This is a genomic window from Affinirhizobium capsici (genome assembly GCF_977018625.1).
In genome coordinates this window covers 1,604,111-1,621,786 of sequence record NZ_CDRNXD010000004.1, presented here as the reverse complement: position 1 = coordinate 1,621,786, position 17,676 = coordinate 1,604,111, and the positions used below count along the sequence as shown (strand labels likewise).

General features: G+C 56.4%; 19 protein-coding genes. 11 read left to right on the top strand and 8 right to left on the bottom strand.

Annotated elements, in window-relative coordinates; genetic code table 11:
- Positions 1-76 precede the first annotated feature (76 nt).
- From AC0JZ1_RS11220 to AC0JZ1_RS11210, 3 genes are all read left to right on the top strand, one after another.
- On the top strand, positions 77-934 hold the full coding sequence (locus AC0JZ1_RS11220) for an AraC family ligand binding domain-containing protein (RefSeq protein WP_471882440.1): 858 nt from the start codon (positions 77-79) through the stop codon (positions 932-934).
- A 65-nt stretch (positions 935-999) separates the two neighbouring features.
- A complete protein-coding gene (locus AC0JZ1_RS11215; RefSeq protein WP_471882439.1) occupies positions 1,000-1,698 on the top strand; it encodes an AzlC family ABC transporter permease in 699 nt (232 codons plus the stop codon).
- Positions 1,695-1,997, top strand: coding sequence for an AzlD family protein (locus tag AC0JZ1_RS11210; RefSeq protein ID WP_471882438.1), 303 nt, complete (start codon positions 1,695-1,697; stop codon positions 1,995-1,997). Before AC0JZ1_RS11215 ends, AC0JZ1_RS11210 begins: the two co-directional genes overlap by 4 nt.
- Positions 1,998-2,018: 21 nt before the next feature.
- Here AC0JZ1_RS11210 and ftrA read toward each other — a convergent pair whose 3' ends face one another.
- Positions 2,019-3,005 (bottom strand): transcriptional regulator FtrA, encoded by a 987-nt coding sequence (gene ftrA / locus AC0JZ1_RS11205; RefSeq protein ID WP_471882437.1) that lies wholly within the window; start codon positions 3,003-3,005, stop codon positions 2,019-2,021.
- A gap of 89 nt (positions 3,006-3,094) precedes the next feature.
- Between ftrA and AC0JZ1_RS11200 the strand changes: the two genes are divergently transcribed.
- Positions 3,095-3,493, top strand: coding sequence for a rhodanese-like domain-containing protein (locus tag AC0JZ1_RS11200; RefSeq protein ID WP_471882436.1), 399 nt, complete (start codon positions 3,095-3,097; stop codon positions 3,491-3,493).
- 39 nt (positions 3,494-3,532) lie between these two features.
- Here the strand turns inward: AC0JZ1_RS11200 and AC0JZ1_RS11195 are convergent, their stop codons facing one another.
- Positions 3,533-5,029 carry a replicative DNA helicase gene (locus AC0JZ1_RS11195; protein WP_471882435.1) on the bottom strand — a complete coding sequence of 499 codons (1,497 nt, stop codon included), beginning with the start codon at positions 5,027-5,029 and terminating at the stop codon, positions 3,533-3,535.
- A 351-nt stretch (positions 5,030-5,380) separates the two neighbouring features.
- Here AC0JZ1_RS11195 and AC0JZ1_RS11190 point away from each other — a divergent pair, with 351 nt between their 5' ends.
- From AC0JZ1_RS11190 to AC0JZ1_RS11180, 3 genes are read left to right on the top strand one after another with little or no spacing between them, the layout of a single operon-like run.
- Positions 5,381-5,836, top strand: a complete 456-nt coding sequence (locus AC0JZ1_RS11190) for a MarR family winged helix-turn-helix transcriptional regulator (RefSeq protein WP_471882434.1) — start codon at positions 5,381-5,383, stop codon at positions 5,834-5,836.
- The gene (locus AC0JZ1_RS11185; RefSeq protein WP_471882433.1) at positions 5,833-7,584 is read left to right on the top strand and encodes an MFS transporter; all 1,752 of its coding nucleotides are present in this window, start codon (positions 5,833-5,835) and stop codon (positions 7,582-7,584) included. The genes AC0JZ1_RS11190 and AC0JZ1_RS11185 overlap by 4 nt, the downstream gene beginning before the upstream one ends.
- 5 nt (positions 7,585-7,589) lie before the next feature.
- Entirely contained in the window at positions 7,590-8,657 is a 1,068-nt protein-coding gene (locus AC0JZ1_RS11180; protein ID WP_471882432.1) for an HlyD family secretion protein, read from the top strand.
- 75 nt (positions 8,658-8,732) lie between these two features.
- Here AC0JZ1_RS11180 and rplI read toward each other — a convergent pair whose 3' ends face one another.
- The 6 genes from rplI to AC0JZ1_RS11150 all read right to left on the bottom strand — a co-directional run bounded on the left by rplI (position 8,733) and on the right by AC0JZ1_RS11150 (position 13,555).
- Positions 8,733-9,308 (bottom strand): 50S ribosomal protein L9, encoded by a 576-nt coding sequence (rplI, locus tag AC0JZ1_RS11175; protein ID WP_471882431.1) that lies wholly within the window; start codon positions 9,306-9,308, stop codon positions 8,733-8,735.
- 19 nt (positions 9,309-9,327) lie between these two features.
- Positions 9,328-10,299 carry a DUF2232 domain-containing protein gene (locus AC0JZ1_RS11170; protein ID WP_471882430.1) on the bottom strand — a complete coding sequence of 324 codons (972 nt, stop codon included), beginning with the start codon at positions 10,297-10,299 and terminating at the stop codon, positions 9,328-9,330.
- A 156-nt stretch (positions 10,300-10,455) separates the two neighbouring features.
- Positions 10,456-10,704, bottom strand: coding sequence for a 30S ribosomal protein S18 (gene rpsR / locus AC0JZ1_RS11165; RefSeq protein WP_377401260.1), 249 nt, complete (start codon positions 10,702-10,704; stop codon positions 10,456-10,458).
- A gap of 25 nt (positions 10,705-10,729) precedes the next feature.
- Positions 10,730-11,185, bottom strand: coding sequence for a 30S ribosomal protein S6 (rpsF, locus tag AC0JZ1_RS11160; RefSeq protein WP_471882429.1), 456 nt, complete (start codon positions 11,183-11,185; stop codon positions 10,730-10,732).
- A gap of 285 nt (positions 11,186-11,470) precedes the next feature.
- Positions 11,471-12,352 (bottom strand): RTX toxin, encoded by an 882-nt coding sequence (locus AC0JZ1_RS11155; protein ID WP_471882428.1) that lies wholly within the window; start codon positions 12,350-12,352, stop codon positions 11,471-11,473.
- A gap of 159 nt (positions 12,353-12,511) precedes the next feature.
- On the bottom strand, positions 12,512-13,555 hold the full coding sequence (locus AC0JZ1_RS11150; RefSeq protein ID WP_471882427.1) for an aldo/keto reductase: 1,044 nt from the start codon (positions 13,553-13,555) through the stop codon (positions 12,512-12,514).
- A gap of 315 nt (positions 13,556-13,870) precedes the next feature.
- Between AC0JZ1_RS11150 and fabD the strand changes: the two genes are divergently transcribed.
- The 4 genes from fabD (at position 13,871) to fabF (ending at position 17,478) form a co-directional block, all read left to right on the top strand.
- On the top strand, positions 13,871-14,815 hold the full coding sequence (gene fabD / locus AC0JZ1_RS11145) for an ACP S-malonyltransferase (protein WP_471882426.1): 945 nt from the start codon (positions 13,871-13,873) through the stop codon (positions 14,813-14,815).
- A gap of 19 nt (positions 14,816-14,834) precedes the next feature.
- Positions 14,835-15,572, top strand: coding sequence for a 3-oxoacyl-[acyl-carrier-protein] reductase (gene fabG, locus AC0JZ1_RS11140; RefSeq protein ID WP_471882425.1), 738 nt, complete (start codon positions 14,835-14,837; stop codon positions 15,570-15,572).
- A 288-nt stretch (positions 15,573-15,860) separates the two neighbouring features.
- Positions 15,861-16,097, top strand: coding sequence for an acyl carrier protein (locus tag AC0JZ1_RS11135; protein WP_003502080.1), 237 nt, complete (start codon positions 15,861-15,863; stop codon positions 16,095-16,097).
- Between the two features lie 118 nt (positions 16,098-16,215).
- Positions 16,216-17,478, top strand: coding sequence for a beta-ketoacyl-ACP synthase II (gene fabF / locus AC0JZ1_RS11130; protein ID WP_471882424.1), 1,263 nt, complete (start codon positions 16,216-16,218; stop codon positions 17,476-17,478).
- Positions 17,479-17,676: the final 198 nt, after the last annotated feature.

The following is a 17,676-nucleotide window of genomic DNA, read 5'->3' as shown; positions in this document are numbered from 1 at the left end:
AGTCCTCTTTGCTATTCGAAGGCACCCTATCACTTTTGTTCAAGACGTAGATGTCGATCCGGCTTATTCTCAAGTCATGCACAATGTTTCGCAGCAAGAGGCCGCCCTCGCGACGCCTGTTTCCTACACCGAGAGAACCCGGTTCTGGCGAGATAGCCGTTTCAAAAACATGGAGTGCCTTTCGGCCTCCTTCATCACGCATGAGTTTTCACCCCACTCGCACGATACGTTCTCGATCGGTGCAATCGAGGGTGGGTGCCAAGTCGCGATGATTCGAGGCTCGAGGGAGTACACCGGTCCCGGAGCGCTTTACCTTATCAATCCTGGTGAAGTGCATGATGGTCAGCCTGGTGCGCCAGACGGCTATCGCTACCGAATGATCTATCCCGATATGTCGCTTCTGACGGAGATCATTGAGGATATGACGGGCCGCGCCTTTCACGGCTCGCCGAGTTTTTCGCGCCAACTTTTGACCGACGCGCCTTTGGCCCATGCCTTCAACCGCGCTCATTGCGCCGTCGAACAAGGCACAGCTCTTGAAGGAGAAGAGGGAATGTATGGCGTTCTTGCCACCATGTTTGCACGCCATGGTAGCTCGCTCCTGCACGCCCCCACTTATAAGGAACCGTTGGCCATGCGGCGTGTGCGGGAGTACATTGCGCAGAATTTCAATGAAGAGATTGGGCTGGAAGCTTTGGCGAAGGTCGCAGGCCTTAGTCGCGCCCACATGATCAGGGCTTTCCGCAAGCAGTATTTCATTACGCCGCACGCCTACCAGACGGATTTGAGAATCCGTCATGCTCGCAAGCTACTGCGCGCAGGTGCCACCCCTGCAGATACAGCCATGGCTTGCGGGTTTGCCGATCAGGCGCATCTGACCCGGCATTTCAAGGCACGTACGGGGCTGACACCCGCTGTGTTTCGAAGCGGCTGATCACTTTCGTTCAAGACCCCCGCGGCCGTCTTGGCGTAACTCCCTCCAATCTGGAGGTTTTGCAGATGAATTACATTCGACAAAGCGAACTAATGCTCGGCGTTCGCACCATATTGCCTTTGGTCGTTGCAGCACTGCCGATTGGCTTTGTGTTTGGAACCGTGGCGACGGGGAATGGGCTTTCACCGCTCGAAGCTGCTCTGATGAGCGCATTGGTTTTTGCAGGCGGGTCGCAATTTGTAGCCATGGATCTCTGGACGCATCCCGCATCTTGGGGTGCGCTCGGTCTGGCCGCTCTGCTGGTCAATCTCCGACACATGCTGATGGGTGCATCTTTGGAGCGGAAGCTGGGAGGCTTTAGACTTCGGCAAAAAATTCCAGCCTTGATGCTTATGGCAGATGAAAACTGGGCGCTGGCCGAGGCGAGGGCTCGTCAGGCGCAACTCACTCCTACCTTCTACCTTGGGCTTGCCGCACCTTTTTATTTCGGCTGGGTCCTGGCAAGCACTGGCGGCGCGCTTTTCGGCACGCTGCTTGGCGACGTAACCGTCTACGGGTTGGATTTCGCCTTTCCCGCGGTCTTCATCGTTTTGTTGATGGGTTTCTGGAAGGGGAGCGAAACGGGGCTAGTGCTGGCGGCCAGCGCCATTGCTTCACTCACTGTCCATAGCCTCGTATCCGGGCCATGGTACATTGCTGCGGGTGCCCTGGCCGGTCTCGCTGTCGTGCTTGTCACGCCGCCCCGGCAGGAGGTGCTTGCATGACACTCGACCTTTCAACGCTTGCCGTCATTCTTGCAATGATGGCAGCAACAGTTTTTACCCGACTTTTCGGTGCACTTCTGATTGGCCGCTTTTCGCTTTCTCCACGCGCGGAAAAAGCACTCGGCGCTGTGCCTCCCGCAGTCCTCATGGCCGTCGTCACGCCAACAGCCATTGCAACGGGCCTGGCAGAAACCATGGCCTGTGCGGTGACAGTAATTGCGGCCCTCCGCTTGTCTCTTCTACCCGCAGCGGGCTTAGGTGTGGCGACAGTGGCATGCCTTAGGGCGATTGGGCTTTAGAGCATTTCCAGGAAAACCGCTCTAGTCGTTGGTTCCCGTCTCGATAAAGCGAGAGCGGAAAGTCGTTGGGCTAATCCCGAGACGTTTTCGAAAGTGATGTCGAAGTGTGTAGGCAGAGGCAAAACCAGATCCCCGCGCGACGTCTTCAACCGAAGTTTCGCTTTCGCAAAGAAGCCGTTTTGCCGCTTCCATACGTTCATTGGCCAGCCACTCTCCGGGAGAAGTGCCCGTTGCCTCCATAAAGCGGCGAATGAAAGTGCGCTCACTCATGCGGCAGATCCTTGCCATGCGCTGGATCGTCCAGTTGGTACTAAGGTCGCCTCGTATCTTGTCGAGAACGGGTCCAATTTCAGCGGCGGGACGCTTGGCAACCGGTCGTTCCAGAAATTGAGCCTGCCCGCCACTTCTAAGCGCAGGCATGACAAGACGCCTGGCAACAGAATTTGCGGCAGCTGGGCCGAAGTCCTGTCTCACGATCTCAATCAAGAGATCTATACCAGCAGCACTGCCTGCTGCGGTGAACAGCCTGTCATGGATTCGGTAGAGCGAGAATTCGTCAACGCTGATCTTGGGATAGGCGAAGCGTAAAGCTTCTGCGTAGCGCCAATGGGTGGCGGCATGTGCATTGTCCAGCAGTCCTGTAGCGGCCAGAACAAAAGCGCCGGAGCAGAGGGAAACAAGCCTGGCACCGCGCTGGTGTGCGGTGCGTAAGCGCTTGCAAAGTTCTGCTGGGACGGGTTGGTCGATGCCTCGCCACCCTGGCACGACCACCATATCTGCCTGGTCAATCAGGTCCATGTCACCATCGGTCGAAAGGGTGAGATGACCATGAGCGCGCAACGGTCCCGGTTCGACAGCAGCACTGGCAAAACGATACCAATCCTGTCCCAGCTCGGGTCGAGAAAGTCCGAAGACTTCGCAAGCTATCCCAAATTCGAAGGTACAGAGACCGTCATAGACGAGAGCGACGACCAGTGGTCCATTTGTCGGTGTGTGGGAGTTTGGCATGATGTGTACGAATATTGTCAATCACGCCAATTGGCAATCGTTAAGCGTTGAAGGAATTTCAGGTCATCCTGTTCAAACGGAGACTTAAGATGACGCACGTAACAGATATTCCACCCGCGCCCAGCGAACTGGCGAAGGAGCATTTTGCAAAGAGCTTTGCGTTTGAGACCGATTGCTGGGATGTGCACCATGCTTTGGAAACGGGCGCCGATTTCGTGCTGCTGGATGTACGCCACCCCGCGCTTTACGCGCAGGGCCACGTGCCGGGCGCGATCAATCTGCCCCATGGCAAAATCACAGCGCGCAAAATGGCGGAATGGTCGGAGGGGACGGTATTCGTTACCTATTGCGCTGGCCCGCATTGCAACGGTGCTGCCCGTGGTGCGCTTCGCCTGGCTGAACTCGGTCGTCCCGTAAAGCTGATGGCTGGAGGAATTACCGGATGGTTGGACGAAGGCTTTACTCTCGCCTCCACCGCAGCAACCTGAAACATCAAGCCCCGCTGTGTGGCGGGGCTTGATGCTAAATCAATGTTCTTCGTATTGAATGAAGCTTGGGTCGGCCAGATCCGCAAAGCGGGTGTATTCCGATTGGAAGGCAAGCTTAACGGTGCCAGTCGGTCCGTGACGCTGCTTGGCGATGATCACGTCTGCCGTGCCCTTCACCTTATCCATATGGGCTTCCCATTCAGGATATTTCGGGTCGTTGGGATCGCGCGGTTCCAGGTTTTTCACATAATATTCCTCGCGGAACACGAAGAGCACCACGTCGGCATCCTGCTCGATAGAGCCGGATTCACGAAGGTCGGAAAGCTGCGGGCGCTTGTCTTCTCGGTTTTCCACCTGACGTGACAGCTGCGACAGGGCAATGATTGGAACGTTCAATTCCTTGCCCAGCGCCTTGAGGCCGGTGGTGATCTGCGTCACTTCCTGCACGCGGTTCTCGCCGGATTTACCAGAGCCGGTCATCAGCTGGATATAGTCGACCACCAGAACATCAAGGCCGCGCTGGCGCTTCAAGCGTCTCGCACGGGCAGAGAGCTGGGCAATCGAGATGCCACCGGTCTGGTCGATGTAGAGCGGAACCTTCTGCATCATCTGGCTGCAGGCGACCAGCTTCTCAAAATCGGCTTCCGTAATGTCACCACGACGGATCTTGGAGGATGAGACTTCCGTCTGCTCGGAAATGATACGGGTGGCGAGCTGCTCGCCGGACATTTCGAGCGAGTAGAAGCCGACGACGCCGCCATTGCGGGCCTTGAAGGAGCCATCCGGCAGAACTTCAGGCTCATAGGCGGCTGCGATATTGTAGGCAATGTTAGTGGCAAGCGATGTCTTACCCATGCCCGGTCGTCCCGCCAGCACGATCAAGTCGGACCGCTGCAGGCCGCCCATCTTGTTGTCCAGCGACATGATGCCGGTGGAGATGCCGGAGAGGTGACCGTCTCGCTCAAAAGCCTGGCCAGCCATATCGATGGCTTGCGCCACCGCATCGGAGAATGACTGAAAGCCACCATCGTAACGGCCCGTTTCGGCCAGTTCGAACAAGCGCCGCTCGGTATCTTCAATCTGCGCCTGCGGGGGCATATCCAATGGTGCATCGTAGGCGATGTTTACCATGTCTTCGCCGATGGTGATCAGCGCGCGGCGCAGAGCGAGATCGTAGATCGCGCGCCCGTAATCTTCAGCGTTGATAATGGTGACGGCTTCACCAGCCAGCCGGCCAAGATATTGTGCCAGCGTCAGGTCACCAACCTTGGTGTCTGCTGGCAGGAAGGTTTTGATCGTGACTGGATGAGCAATCTTGCCCATGCGGATAATGTCACCCGCCACTTCGAAAATCTTGCGGTGCAGTGGCTCGTGGAAGTGAACCGGCTTCAGGAAGTCTGAAACGCGATAATAGGCATCGTTGTTGACGAGGATCGCGCCCAGCAATGCCTGCTCAGCCTCAAGATTGTTTGGGGCTTCACGGTAATGTGGCTCGTTGGAGAGAGCGGGCGCAACCTTGCGCGCGGCTTCATTCATGGTTTCGATCCCATTCGTTCATGTCATGCATGGTGGCACCTTAGGCGCAGATGGCAGCGGAAAACAGGCTCTATGCACCCACCCACATTAGTTCACAGGCGAAACACCTAAAAAGCGGAATTTTCGGTCGCGTTTCAAAGTTTTCCGTTGACTGTGATGTGCTGCGAATCAGCCAGCTACCCCAGGAATATACTGCTTATTAGCTATTCGTCAGAATGGGTTGTGCGGAATAATTTAGCTCTACTGCATTTTTGCATAGCTGAATTGACCAAGGCTACCTTGAAGAAATCCGCCTCCTCGATTAGGTAGGTGTAACATAGTTAGTAACCTAATTATAAGGTGATCATATCAATGTCGCGCAACACCCTGAATGAAAGGCTGTTTGATGAGATGTCGGCGTTCAATCGCCGGCTTCGCGCCTTGTTTGATATGCGCACCCGTCAAACCGGCCTCACTTTGGCTCGCGCACGAACGCTCTTTGCCTTGAGTCGTCGGGGCAATCTTTCCCAGAAGGATCTGGCCCAAGAATTGGAAATTGAAACGCCCACACTGGTGCGGGTTCTTGATGGTTTGGAAAAACAAAGGCTGATTGAGAGACGGGCAGGGGATTTCGACCGGCGCGTGAAGGAAGTCCACGTCACGCCAGAAGGTAAGGCGGTGGGCCAGCAGGTGCAGGAACTGGCACGTAGTCTGCGCGCGCAGCTTGTGGAAGGCATTGCCGAACAGGATCTTGAAACCGCTTTGCGCGTTCTTTTGCAACTGAACCGAAACCTCGCCGTTACCGGTGCCGAGGAGCAGAATCGATGAGCAATGCTTTACCTATGGCGCGTGAAAGCGAGGCTTTGCTTGACGAGCAAGACAAGGCTAAGAGCGCCGCGCCGGAAGATCCGCAAGCTTCTTCCTCGGCTTCAACGCTTCTGCGTCCTCGCGGTTTGCCGCAACAACCGGTGCCGCTTGCTGAACGCCCGACCTGGCTTACGCTGGCCTATATTGCCTCTGGCTTACTGATGTTCCTGACACAGGGCCTCGGCATGAATATCGTGTCGGCCAATATCTATCAGCTGCAGGGTACATTCTCCGCGACGATTGCCGAGGTGGCTGCTCTTTCGGCGGCTTACATGGCGCCCTATGCCAGCCTTTCGCTCGCACTGTTCAAAATCCGCGTGCAATACGGTCTGCGCCCATTTGCCGAATTGAGCATCGGTGCTTTTGTTCTGGCATCCTGTCTCAACCTCTTTGTCACTGACATGCATTCCGCACTCGTCGTGCGCTTTGTCAGTGGGATGGCCGCCGCGCCGCTGTCTTCGCTTGGTTTTCTTTACATTCTGGAAGCTTTTGCCCCGGAAAAGAAGCTGAATGTCGGGCTTGCTATCGCGCTGACAGGCACGCTGCTTGCCGCTCCCGTCGCACGTATCATTTCACCGGGCCTATTGGATATCGATGGCTATCAAACGCTGTATACCGTCGAGCTTGGTCTTGCCCTGATCGCGTTGCCGATCATTTATCTGCTGCCTTTGACAGCGCCACCGCGTGTCAAAGCCATCGAGCGGATGGATGTCTTCACCTATCTGCTTCTGGCGGTTGGCCTAGGCTCGTTCGCGGTCTTCTTCACACTCGGCCGGTTTTACTGGTGGTTTGAAGCCCCCTGGCTTGGAATGCTACTGGCGTTGTCGCTCGCATCGCTCACGGTGTTTGCCGTTATTGAACTGCATCGCAAGAACCCGCTTCTTGATCTGCGCTGGATCTTTAGTTGGCCTAATCTCCATCTCGCAGCTGTGCTCATTGTATTTCGTGCCGTGACGGCAGAGCAGTCCAGCACCATGGTGGGCTTTCTTCAACAACTCGGCATCCAGAACGATCAGATGACGCTGCTGTTCACGTTGATCCTACTCGCTTCTATCGCTGGCGGTGCTCTCTGTGCCGTCTTCATGAAAAAGAATTATCCCGGCTCTGCCCATGTGATCGCGCTCACATGCATCGCAATCGGCGCATTCATGGATAGTCAGTCCAACAATCTCACGCGCCCAGAGCAATTCTATTTAAGCCAATCTCTGATCGCGTTTGGTGCGGCGATGTTCCTGCCACCGGTAATGGCGCGTGGATTTGCCTCGGCCATTCAGAAAGGGCCGCCTTATCTGGTGAACTTTATCGCAATCTTTCTCTTCACACAGATCAGCGGTTCCGTCATCGCAACAGGGTTGCTTGGAACCCTCGTAACGATCCGTGAGAAGTTTCATTCCAGCGTGCTTGTCGAGCATATCTTGCTGACGGACCCGGATGTCGCGCAACGAGTTAGCCAGCTGGCCGGAGCTTACGCAAAAGCCATTACGGATAAGACGCTGCTTAACGCCGAGGGGCTTGCTCTTCTCAGTCAGCAGGTTTCGCGAGAAGCCTATGTGCTCGCATACAACGATACTTTCCTGCTGATTGGCTGCGCCACTGTAATGGCGCTCATCGGTCTTCTCATTCACCTAGCATCAGATCGTATCAAGGCTTTGGCTGCTGCCCGCAGAGCCGAAGACGATGCCACTGCTGCCGTATCCGACCAGGTCTAAACATCATGCTCAAGAAAATCTTTTCCCCAGCAACTCTTATTGTTCTTCTCGTCGGCGTGGTTGGCGTGGCGCTGGTGCTTTATGCATGGAGGCTGCCGCCCTTCACAAGCAGTATCGAGAACACCGACAATGCTTACGTGCGTGGCTATGTCACGACGCTTTCGCCGCAGGTCAGTGGCTATGTAGTGGACGTCCCGGTTAAAGACTATCAGGCCGTGAAGGCTGGCGATGTCGTCGTCAAAATCGATGACCGCATTTACAAGCAGAAGCTGGCGCAGGCGCAAGCCACATTGGCAAGCCAGACCGCAGCGCTGAACAATTCTCATCAGCAGGAGGTATCTGCGAAGGCAAATATCGCGTCCAGTGAGGCAGCGGTAACAAGCGCGGAGGCTGCACTCAAACAAGCGCAACTTGCCAGCGAGCGTCAGGAAAATCTCACCAGAAGTGGTGTCGGCACAACCAGTGTACAGGAGCAGGCGGCTGCTGCACTAGAAAAGGCCCGCTCCGGCCTGCTTCAGGCGCAAGCGGCACTCGAAGTTTCTCGCCAGCAGTTGCAGACCATCGTTGTTAATCGTGGTTCTCTGGAAGCTGCTGTCTCGGGAGCTGAGGCGGCGGTAGAGCTAGCCAAGATCGACGTCGAAAATACGCAAGTTCATGCGCCTCGCGATGGACATGTCGGCGAAGTGGGTGCACGGATTGGACAATATGTGGCAGCTGGAACGCAGTTAATGGCAGTGGTGCCGGATGACGTTTGGGTTATCGCCAATTTCAAGGAAACACAATTGCAGGGCATGGCTATCGGCCAGCCGGTCACGGTGACAGTGGACGCTTTGGGAGACCGCAAGCTTCGTGGTCACGTCGAGCGCTTCTCACCCGCCGCCGCATCCGAATTCGCGGTTATTCGCGCGGACAATGCAACTGGCAATTTCGTGAAAATCGCCCAACGAGTCGGCGTTCGCATTCGCCTCGATCCGAAACAGCCGGCAATTGCTGACTTGCAGCCGGGTCTCTCCGTCGAAGTCAGTATCGATAAGACGGCTGAGCCGGAACAAAAGACTGCGTCTGCTGAGTGAACTCTATCGCTCAACAAAAAAGCTCCGGGTCGCGAGACCCGGAGCTTTTTCATGCAATAATGACTGGCGAAGCGATCAAGCTTCGTCTTCGTCGCGGTCTGCATCCGGATCGAAGAAGTCTTCTGGGCGAAGCGCGTCTTCGTCAACGCCGTAGATGGCGTCAGCGGAGTTGAGGTTTTCACCCTTCGACTGGCGCTCAGCTTCTTCAGCAGAACGAGCGACGTTGAGTTCAACTTCGATCTCAACTTCGGCATGCAGGTGCAGGGTAACCTTGTGCAGACCGATTTCCTTGATCGGGTTGTTCAGGTCAACCTGGTTGCGGCCAATGTTGAAGCCTTCTGCAGCCAGAACGTCAACAACGTCACGGGCAGCAACAGAGCCGTAGAGCTGACCGGTTTCGCCAGCGGCGCGAACAACGATGAAGCTCTTGCCTTCGAGAGATTCTGCAACCTTCTGAGCTTCAGACTTGCGCTCAAGGTTACGGGCTTCCAGGGTAGCGCGCTCGGTCTCGAAACGAGCCTTGTTGGCAGCGTTAGAGCGGAGAGCCTTGCCCTGCGGCAGCAGGAAGTTACGTGCGTAGCCATCGCGAACCTTTACGGTTTCGCCCATCTGGCCAAGCTTGGCGATGCGTTCAAGAAGAATGACGTCCATCTTGGTTATCCTTTCGAGTTCAATTCTTGGAATCAGGGGTTTCAACGGGTCGCGCCGGTGTCAGCGCGATTGTTCGGCGGGTATCTGCAAGGCCGAGAATGACAATGGCAAACATCGGCAGAAGCATCATCGTCGAGAGATAGGCCAGCACTAGCGCAGGAAAGCGCCAATCCTTGCCACGTGTGCGAAAGTGCAGCGAAGCAAAACCAGCCAAAAGAAAGCCAGCGCCAAAGGTGCCGCAAATCGTGGCACCAATCATGGCGGGTACGCCACCGGCAAACATCAAAAGGATGCCGGCGAGAAAAATAAAGATTGCATTGCGGTTCATTCGAAGCGCCGAGGGCATGTCTTCCCGGGGGCGAAGCGCACGGCCGCTGCGGGAAACCAGCCTTACAGCGAAATAGAAGGCTGCAAACAAAAGTGTCACCCAGATGCCGCCCTGCACGAAGGGCAGCATGAGAACGATCATCTTCTTCGTCTGCGCAAGGCTTGCCGCATCTGGCGTAAAGCTCGAATTGGCCTCGCTGAAATTTTGCGCCATCAGATCGACCATGCGGTCGGTCAGTTGCGGGCCATAACCGATGACAACGCCCAAAATGATAACGGCAAAAGTCACCAGCGTGCAGAGATGCAGCAGGATATCCGATATGGGATACCAGGCCATCAAATGATCGGGACCGCCCAGTTCTGAAGCGGGGCGCGCAAGGTTTGCCAGGTGGGAAAGCCAACCTGCGGGAACGAGCGTGAAAACAGCCATGGCCAGCGCAAAGAGCGGCGACACAAGAAGCGCTCCCAGCACTGCAGCCGTGACGATAGCGACGATGGCGGTGCGGTTGCCCCAGCCGAGACCAGCAACAAGGACCGGCAGCGCAGAGGAGGCATACAGAATCGAGGCAAAGGAGGGCTGCGCATTCGCGCCCATCACGAGCAGCGTCGCCATAATGCCGGCAATGATGCCGGTGGTCAGCACTGTCTGGTTCAATCCGTACACGTCTCGCTGTCCTGCTGCTTCAAGCAGTTAGGGGATAGACCTTGAATCATATTCTTAAGGTCTTCATCCCCAACATGGGGTTTTCTGGGTTCCGATCCACGCCCATCGCGGAAGGGAGAATGCCGCCGATGGAAACACCGGCGGCATGGCTGTCAATTAGGACAGAACGTAAGGCAGCAGGCCGAGGAAGCGAGCGCGCTTGATGGCCTGGGCCAGTTCGCGCTGCTTCTTCTGCGAAACAGCTGTGATACGGGAAGGAACGATCTTGCCACGCTCAGAAATGTAGCGCTGCAGAAGACGTACGTCCTTGTAGTCGATCCGCGGTGCGTTTGCGCCCGAGAAAGGGCAGGTCTTGCGACGGCGGTGGAACGGACGGCGTGCCGGAGCAGAGGATGCGTCAGCCATTGGTAATTCTCCTTAAGCTCTCAGATTACGCACGGTCTTCGCGCGGCTGGCGCGGACCACGGTCACGGTCGCCATCACGCGGCGGGCGCGGACCACGATCGCCGAAATCACGGCGCGGGCCACGGTCATCGCCATCACGACGCGGACGGTCGTCACGGTCGCGCTTCTGCATCATGGCAGATGCGCCTTCTTCGTGCTTCTCAACGGCGATCGTCATGTAACGCAGAACGTCTTCGTTGATACGCATCTGACGCTCCATTTCGTGAACAGCAGCCGCCGGAGCGTCGATGTCCATGAGAGCGTAATGAGCCTTGCGGTTCTTCTTGATGCGGTATGTCAGGGACTTGAGGCCCCAGTTTTCGATGCGCCCGACCTTGCCGCCATTTGCTTCGATAACGCCCTTGTACTGTTCTACGAGGGCATCAACCTGCTGTGCGGACATATCCTGTCGGGCAAGGAATACGTGTTCATAAAGAGCCATATCAGCTTGCCTTTCTTGCGTTTGTCTTGGCCCGGTGATCGGCGGCTAAGCCTCAACGACTGGTCTTGGAAAGGGCTGAAAACCCAGCAAGAAAAGCGTTACGATCGAGACGGTCGAGAGCGGAGACACGGGAGGCCGGACCCTTGTGGTCCCTGCGGTTCCATTTGCGGAACCGGCCCTCCGTTCAGCCACCAGCCTGAAGACCGGGCATTTCGAACAGGGGCGCTTATACGCGGATTGGCCGCGAATGCAAGCCTTGGCGGATGATTCCTTTTGGAAAGAGTGTCAGCGAATGACCAGAGTGGTTTGGCCATCCTTGACTGTGAAGCGATAGTCGACGGCATCCTTGCCGTTCAGGCTGACGCTGATTTTGTCGTCACTGCCCTTGATGGACGCTGTTAGCGTATTGTCGGATACCTTGATGTTCATGTCACTCGCGGTCAATCCACCCAGTGCCAGTGAGAGCGGCCCATTGCTGGTGACGACATCCTGCCCGTCGCCGCGACCAAAACCATATTCAAGATAGGCGTTCTCGCCCGTTGCCTTGAGGCTGACCTGATCATCTCCGCCGCCGCCCCGTGCGAAGATTCTGTTGCCTTCCAGGCTCAGCTTGTCATTGCCATCGCCGCCATCAAGCCCTCGGATTGTATTGGCTGAAACCTTGATGATGTCGTCACCGGCACCACCCAGAATGTTGAGGGCGAGTGAGGCTTTAAGCTGGATATCGTCATTGCCGTCTCCGCCATCGATTGACCCGATGAAGTTTCCGGCAGCCTTGATGACATCATTCCCGTTGCCGGTTCGAATATCGGAAATACTATTGCTCTTCAGCGTCAGGCTGTCATTGCCTTCGCCTGAGTCGATGTTCGAAATGCCACGGCCTGTGACCGTCAGGGTATCGTTGCCTTCGCTTCCCGTTCCGGCTGTAATGAAGCCAAGCTGTTGCTCCATGGTGCCTTTAGGCTCCTCTGCAGCACCGTTCAGCGTGATAATTTCGATGATGCGGGAAAGGGCGCGTTGGCTGGCTGTCTGTTCGCCAGGCGTTGCGCTGGGCAGGGGACGAGGGGCGGGCTGCGTAAAACTCGCACCTGTTTTGGGCGTCGAGAAAAGCAGATTGATGTTCTGCGCTGCATTGGCGCCCGTGAAAACGCTGCTGATCGTACTCATGAACGCTTACCCCACGCCTTTACAGCGCGATGCTGCGCGCCTTCTAAACCTTAAGCTTTGCGCTGCATTCTCGCCAGTCAGAAGGTCGTAAACGGTTAGCGTTCCATGAACTGATGGCTGCCCAGACGGCAGCCATCGAAATTGACCGGTTGCGCCGTATTAGATCGGCATTGGATAGTTACGGTGGATCTTGGCAATTTCCTTCATGATCTCATCGGAAAGCGTCACATTGGCTGCGCCGATGTTGATTTCCAACTGCTCCATGGATGTTGCGCCAATGATGACCGATGCCATGAACCGGCGCGTCAGGCAGAAAGCCAGCGCCATTTGGGACGGGTCAAGCCCATGTCTGGAGGCGAGTTCGACATAAGCCTTGGTTGCGGCGGCCTGCTCTGGAACGAGACGCCCGCCAATATCGCCGTTGATGGAGCCGCGTGAGCCGGCTGGCTTCGTCCCATCAAGATATTTGCCGGAAAGAATGCCGCCTGCCAGTGGCGAATACGCCAGAAGCCCGACATCCTCGTGGTGCGCAAGTTCCGCCATATCCAGATCAAAATGCCGGTAAAGCAGGCTGTATTCATTTTGAATCGTTGCGACGCGCGGCAGGCCTTTCTGTTCAGCCAACGTCAGGTATTTTTGCGTACCCCAAGTCGTCTCATTGGAAAGCCCGACGGCGCGAATTTTCCCGGCTTTCACGCATTCCTGCAAGGCTTCCAGCTTTTCCTCAATCTCGGCAAGTGCGCGTGTTTTGTCCTGATCGAACGGATCGTAGTTCCAGCTGGCGCGGAAGTGGAAGCTGCCGCGGTTTGGCCAGTGGATCTGATAGAGATCGATATAATCTGTCTTCAGGCGCTGAAGGCTGGCATCGACAGCTTCCTTGATGGTTTGTCCGGTGATTGGCGCGCCGCCGCGAATATAAGGACGGCCGGAGCCTGCGACCTTGGTGGCCAAGACCACCTTCTCGCGCTTGCCGGTGGCGGCAAACCAGTTGCCGATCAGGCGTTCAGTATCGGCGTAGGTGTCAGCGGAAAGCGGCGTCGTTGGGTAAAGTTCTGCGGTATCGAAAAAGTTGACGTCATGATCGAGCGCATAGTCCATCTGCTCAAAGGCTTCAGCTTCGCTGTTTTGCGAACCCCAGGTCATGGTGCCGAGGCAAATTTGTGAAACGGATATATCTGTTCGACCAAGTTTTCTGAATTGCATGAGGATTTCCAGTGGTGTCTGTTGGGAGGCGGCTGCAATGTAAGCTGCTTGCCGCGCAGTGCAAGCGCCTTCGAGAAATTGCAACCCGTTGCATTTTCTCGGGAAACCAGAGCAACCATGGGGCGCGTGAGGCTTTGTGCCAGGTGACGCATGAGGTGTTTGTAGGACACCCGTGGCGTGCAGCGCCCGTCCCCTGATTGATCTGTGTATCAGTGCGAAGTTTGGCCAGCGCACAGGCAGCATGCAGGCCGAAAGCCTTGACTTGGGCGGTCATAATGTGAATGGAAGCAGAAAAAAGGGAAGGATAGACATCCCATGAGCATCGCTTTTACGTTCCCCGGCCAGGGCAGTCAGTCTGTTGGCATGGGTAAGGATCTTGCTGAAGCCTTTCCTGAGGCGCGCGCCGTTTTTCAGGAAGTGGATGAAGCGCTCGACCAGAAACTGTCTGACATTATGTGGAATGGTCCTGAAGATCAGTTGACGCTGACGGCCAATGCACAGCCCGCCTTGATGGCCGTGTCCATGGCGGTCATGCGTGTGCTGGAAGCCGGCGGGTTGAAGCTTGCGGACAAGGTTTCTCATGTCGCAGGGCATTCGCTGGGTGAATATTCGGCGCTCTGTGCTGCCGGCACGTTCTCAATTGCAGACACGGCGCGCCTGTTGCGCATTCGCGGCGATGCCATGCAGTCCGCCGTTCCGGTGGGCGAGGGAGCCATGGCTGCCATTATCGGTTTGGAACAGGCTGATGTGATGGCTGCTTGCGAAGAAGCGCGCTCGCAAGGCGTTTGCCAGATCGCGAATGATAATGGCGGTGGGCAGCTCGTGATTTCCGGCTCCAAGGGGGCAGTGGAAAAGGCGGCGGCCCTTGCTACGGAAAAGGGCGCCAAGCGCGCCATTATGCTTCCGGTTTCGGCACCCTTCCATTCTGATCTCATGGCTCCTGCTGCAACGGCCATGGCGCACGCGTTGGATAAAGTTACCAAGCACACCCCCGTTGTTCCCGTTATTGCCAATGTTCGCGCAGCCCCCGTCACGGATGCCGAAGAGATTGCAAAACTGCTGGTGGCGCAGGTGACCGGGCAGGTCAGATGGCGTGAAACGGTAGAGTGGTTCGGTGCCAATGGCGTGACCACGCTTTATGAAATTGGCTCCGGCAAGGTTCTGACGGGCCTTGCTCGCCGCATCGACAAGAATGTTACTGGCATTGCCGTCAACACGCCTGCGGATATAGAAGCCGCGCTCAAGGCGCTTCTCGGCTGAGCACGAAGGAACGAAAGACATGTTTGACCTGACAGGCCGCAAGGCCCTGGTAACCGGCGCAACTGGCGGAATCGGTGAAGAAATTGCGCGGGCCCTGCATGCACAGGGTGCAATTGTTGGCTTGCACGGCACCCGCGCCGAAAAGCTGGAAGCGCTGGCTGCCGAACTTGGCGAACGTGCAAAGATTTTTCCCGCCAACCTTGCGGACCGCGACGCGGTCAAGGCGCTGGGCGAAAAGGTAGAGGCCGAATTGGGTGGCGTGGATATCCTCGTCAACAATGCGGGCATCACCAAGGATGGCCTTTTCGTGCGGATGAGTGACGACGATTGGGATAGCGTGATCGAGGTGAACTTGACCTCGACTTTCCGCCTGACGCGGGAATTGACGCACCCGATGATGCGCCGCCGTTTTGGCCGCATCATCAACATCACCTCAGTCGTTGGTGTCACCGGCAATCCAGGACAAGCCAACTACTGTGCCTCCAAGGCCGGCATGATCGGTTTCTCCAAGTCACTCGCGCAGGAAATTGCAACCCGCAACGTGACCGTGAACTGCATCGCTCCCGGTTTCATCGAAAGTGCGATGACTGGCAAGTTGAACGAGAAGCAAAAGGAAGGCATTCTCGGTGCCATTCCGATGAAGCGCATGGGCACTGGTGCGGATATCGCAACGGCTGTCGTGTACCTGGCTTCCAATGAAGCAGGTTATGTCACGGGTCAGACCTTGCACGTCAACGGCGGCATGGCAATGATCTGAATAGGTTGCGAGGTTCCCGGCTGCCCACAGGTTTGACTGTTGGAAGCCGGGAATGTCGTGATTTTCTGACTTTGCGGCGCGTTGAAACCGTGTTAAGCGGGCCAATGACTGTCAAAAGTCACCCCGAATGCTGACGTCCTCGATGCGATTGACGCATGACAAGGTCGCAGTCTAGCCTCGGGTTGAGCGAGTTTGCCGGAGAGCCGTTCTTCAAGAGACGGCCGAAGGTTCCAACAGGGTGCGGATGCATAAAGGCATTCCGAACAGATAAAGGTCGAGGAAACCGACATGAGCGATATCGCAGAGCGCGTAAAGAAAATTGTCATTGATCATCTCGGCGTCGATGCCGACAAAGTTGTCGAAGGCGCAAGCTTCATCGATGACCTGGGCGCTGACTCCCTCGACACCGTTGAGCTGGTCATGGCTTTCGAAGAAGAGTTCGGCGTTGAAATCCCGGACGATGCTGCTGACTCGATCCTGACAGTTGGCGATGCTGTAAAGTTCATCGAAAAGGCTCAGGCCTAATCCGATCTCTATCGTTTGAGCGCCCCTGTTATGGGCGCGCTCACCAACGGCCCGGTGTTCATCGGGCCGTTTCAGTCATTTGACGTGTCGTCATATACATTCGGGGTGGGGCGCTGGCATGAGACGTGTCGTTATCACCGGTACCGGAATGGTATCTCCTCTCGGCTGCGGTACGGAAATCAGCTGGTCAAGATTGATCGCTGGCCAGAATGCCGCCCGGCTCGTTACGGAATTTGAGGTCGAAGACCTTCCCGCAAAAATTGCGTGTCGTATTCCGACAGATCCATCGGTTGAAGGCTTTTTCAATGCCGACGACTGGCTGGAGCCAAAGGAACAGCGCAAGGTCGATCCTTTCATCGTTTACGGCATGGCCGCTGCTGATATGGCGCTTGCCGATGCTGGTTGGCATCCGCAAACGGATGATGATCAGTGCGCAACCGGTGTTTTGATCGGTTCCGGCATTGGCGGTTTGGAAGGCATCGTCGAGGCGGGCTATACGCTGCGCGACAAGGGTCCTCGCCGCATATCCCCATTCTTTATTCCTGGTCGTCTGATCAATCTGGTGTCCGGCCAGGTTTCGATCAAGCACAAGCTGCGCGGTCCAAACCATGCTGTTGTTACGGCATGCTCGACGGGCGCACATGCGATTGGCGATGCCAGCCGACTGATCGCGCTCGGCGATGCGGATGTCATGGTGGCTGGCGGTGCCGAATCGCCGATCTGCCGCATTTCGCTTGCGGGTTTCGCAGCCTGCAAGGCGTTGTCCACACAGCATAACGATAACCCGCAAATGGCGTCGCGACCCTATGACCGTGATCGTGACGGCTTCGTCATGGGTGAGGGCGCCGGTATCGTTGTTCTGGAAGAACTCGAGCACGCCAAGGCGCGCGGTGCCAAGATCTATGCCGAAGTCGTTGGCTACGGTCTGTCGGGCGATGCGTTCCATATCACCGCGCCGTCTGAAGATGGCGATGGCGCTTTCCGCTGTATGACGGCGGCTTTGAAGCGTGCGGGCATTAGCGCGTCCGAGATCGACTACATCAACGCCCATGGCACGTCGACCATGGCGGATACCATCGAACTTGGTGCGGTTGAGCGTCTGGTTGGCGACGCTGCCTCTCGCATTTCCATGTCTTCGACAAAATCCGCCGTCGGCCATCTTCTGGGTGCCGCCGGTGCAATCGAAGCCATTTTCTCGGCACTTGCCATTCGTGACAATATCGCGCCGCCGACACTCAATCTGGACAACCCGGACGTTGAGACGAAGATCGACCTCGTTCCGCACAAGGCGCGCAAGCGGGACATCAATATCGCCCTGTCGAATTCGTTCGGCTTTGGCGGCACAAACGCTTCTCTCGTTCTGCGTCGTTACGAAGATTGATCAAATGAGAATAACGGGGCTGTGTGTTGAAGCGTAGCCTCGTTTTAAACCCTGTTTTCGCCGCATTGCTTGGTCACAGACCTGCCTGTGTGGAGGGATTTAATTTCGCGCCACGCCTGTGACCAGAGTTGAAGCCAGACTGGCTGAACCTCCGGTATCAGAGATTACGCTGGAGCTGCGGTACGGTGATGTTCGATA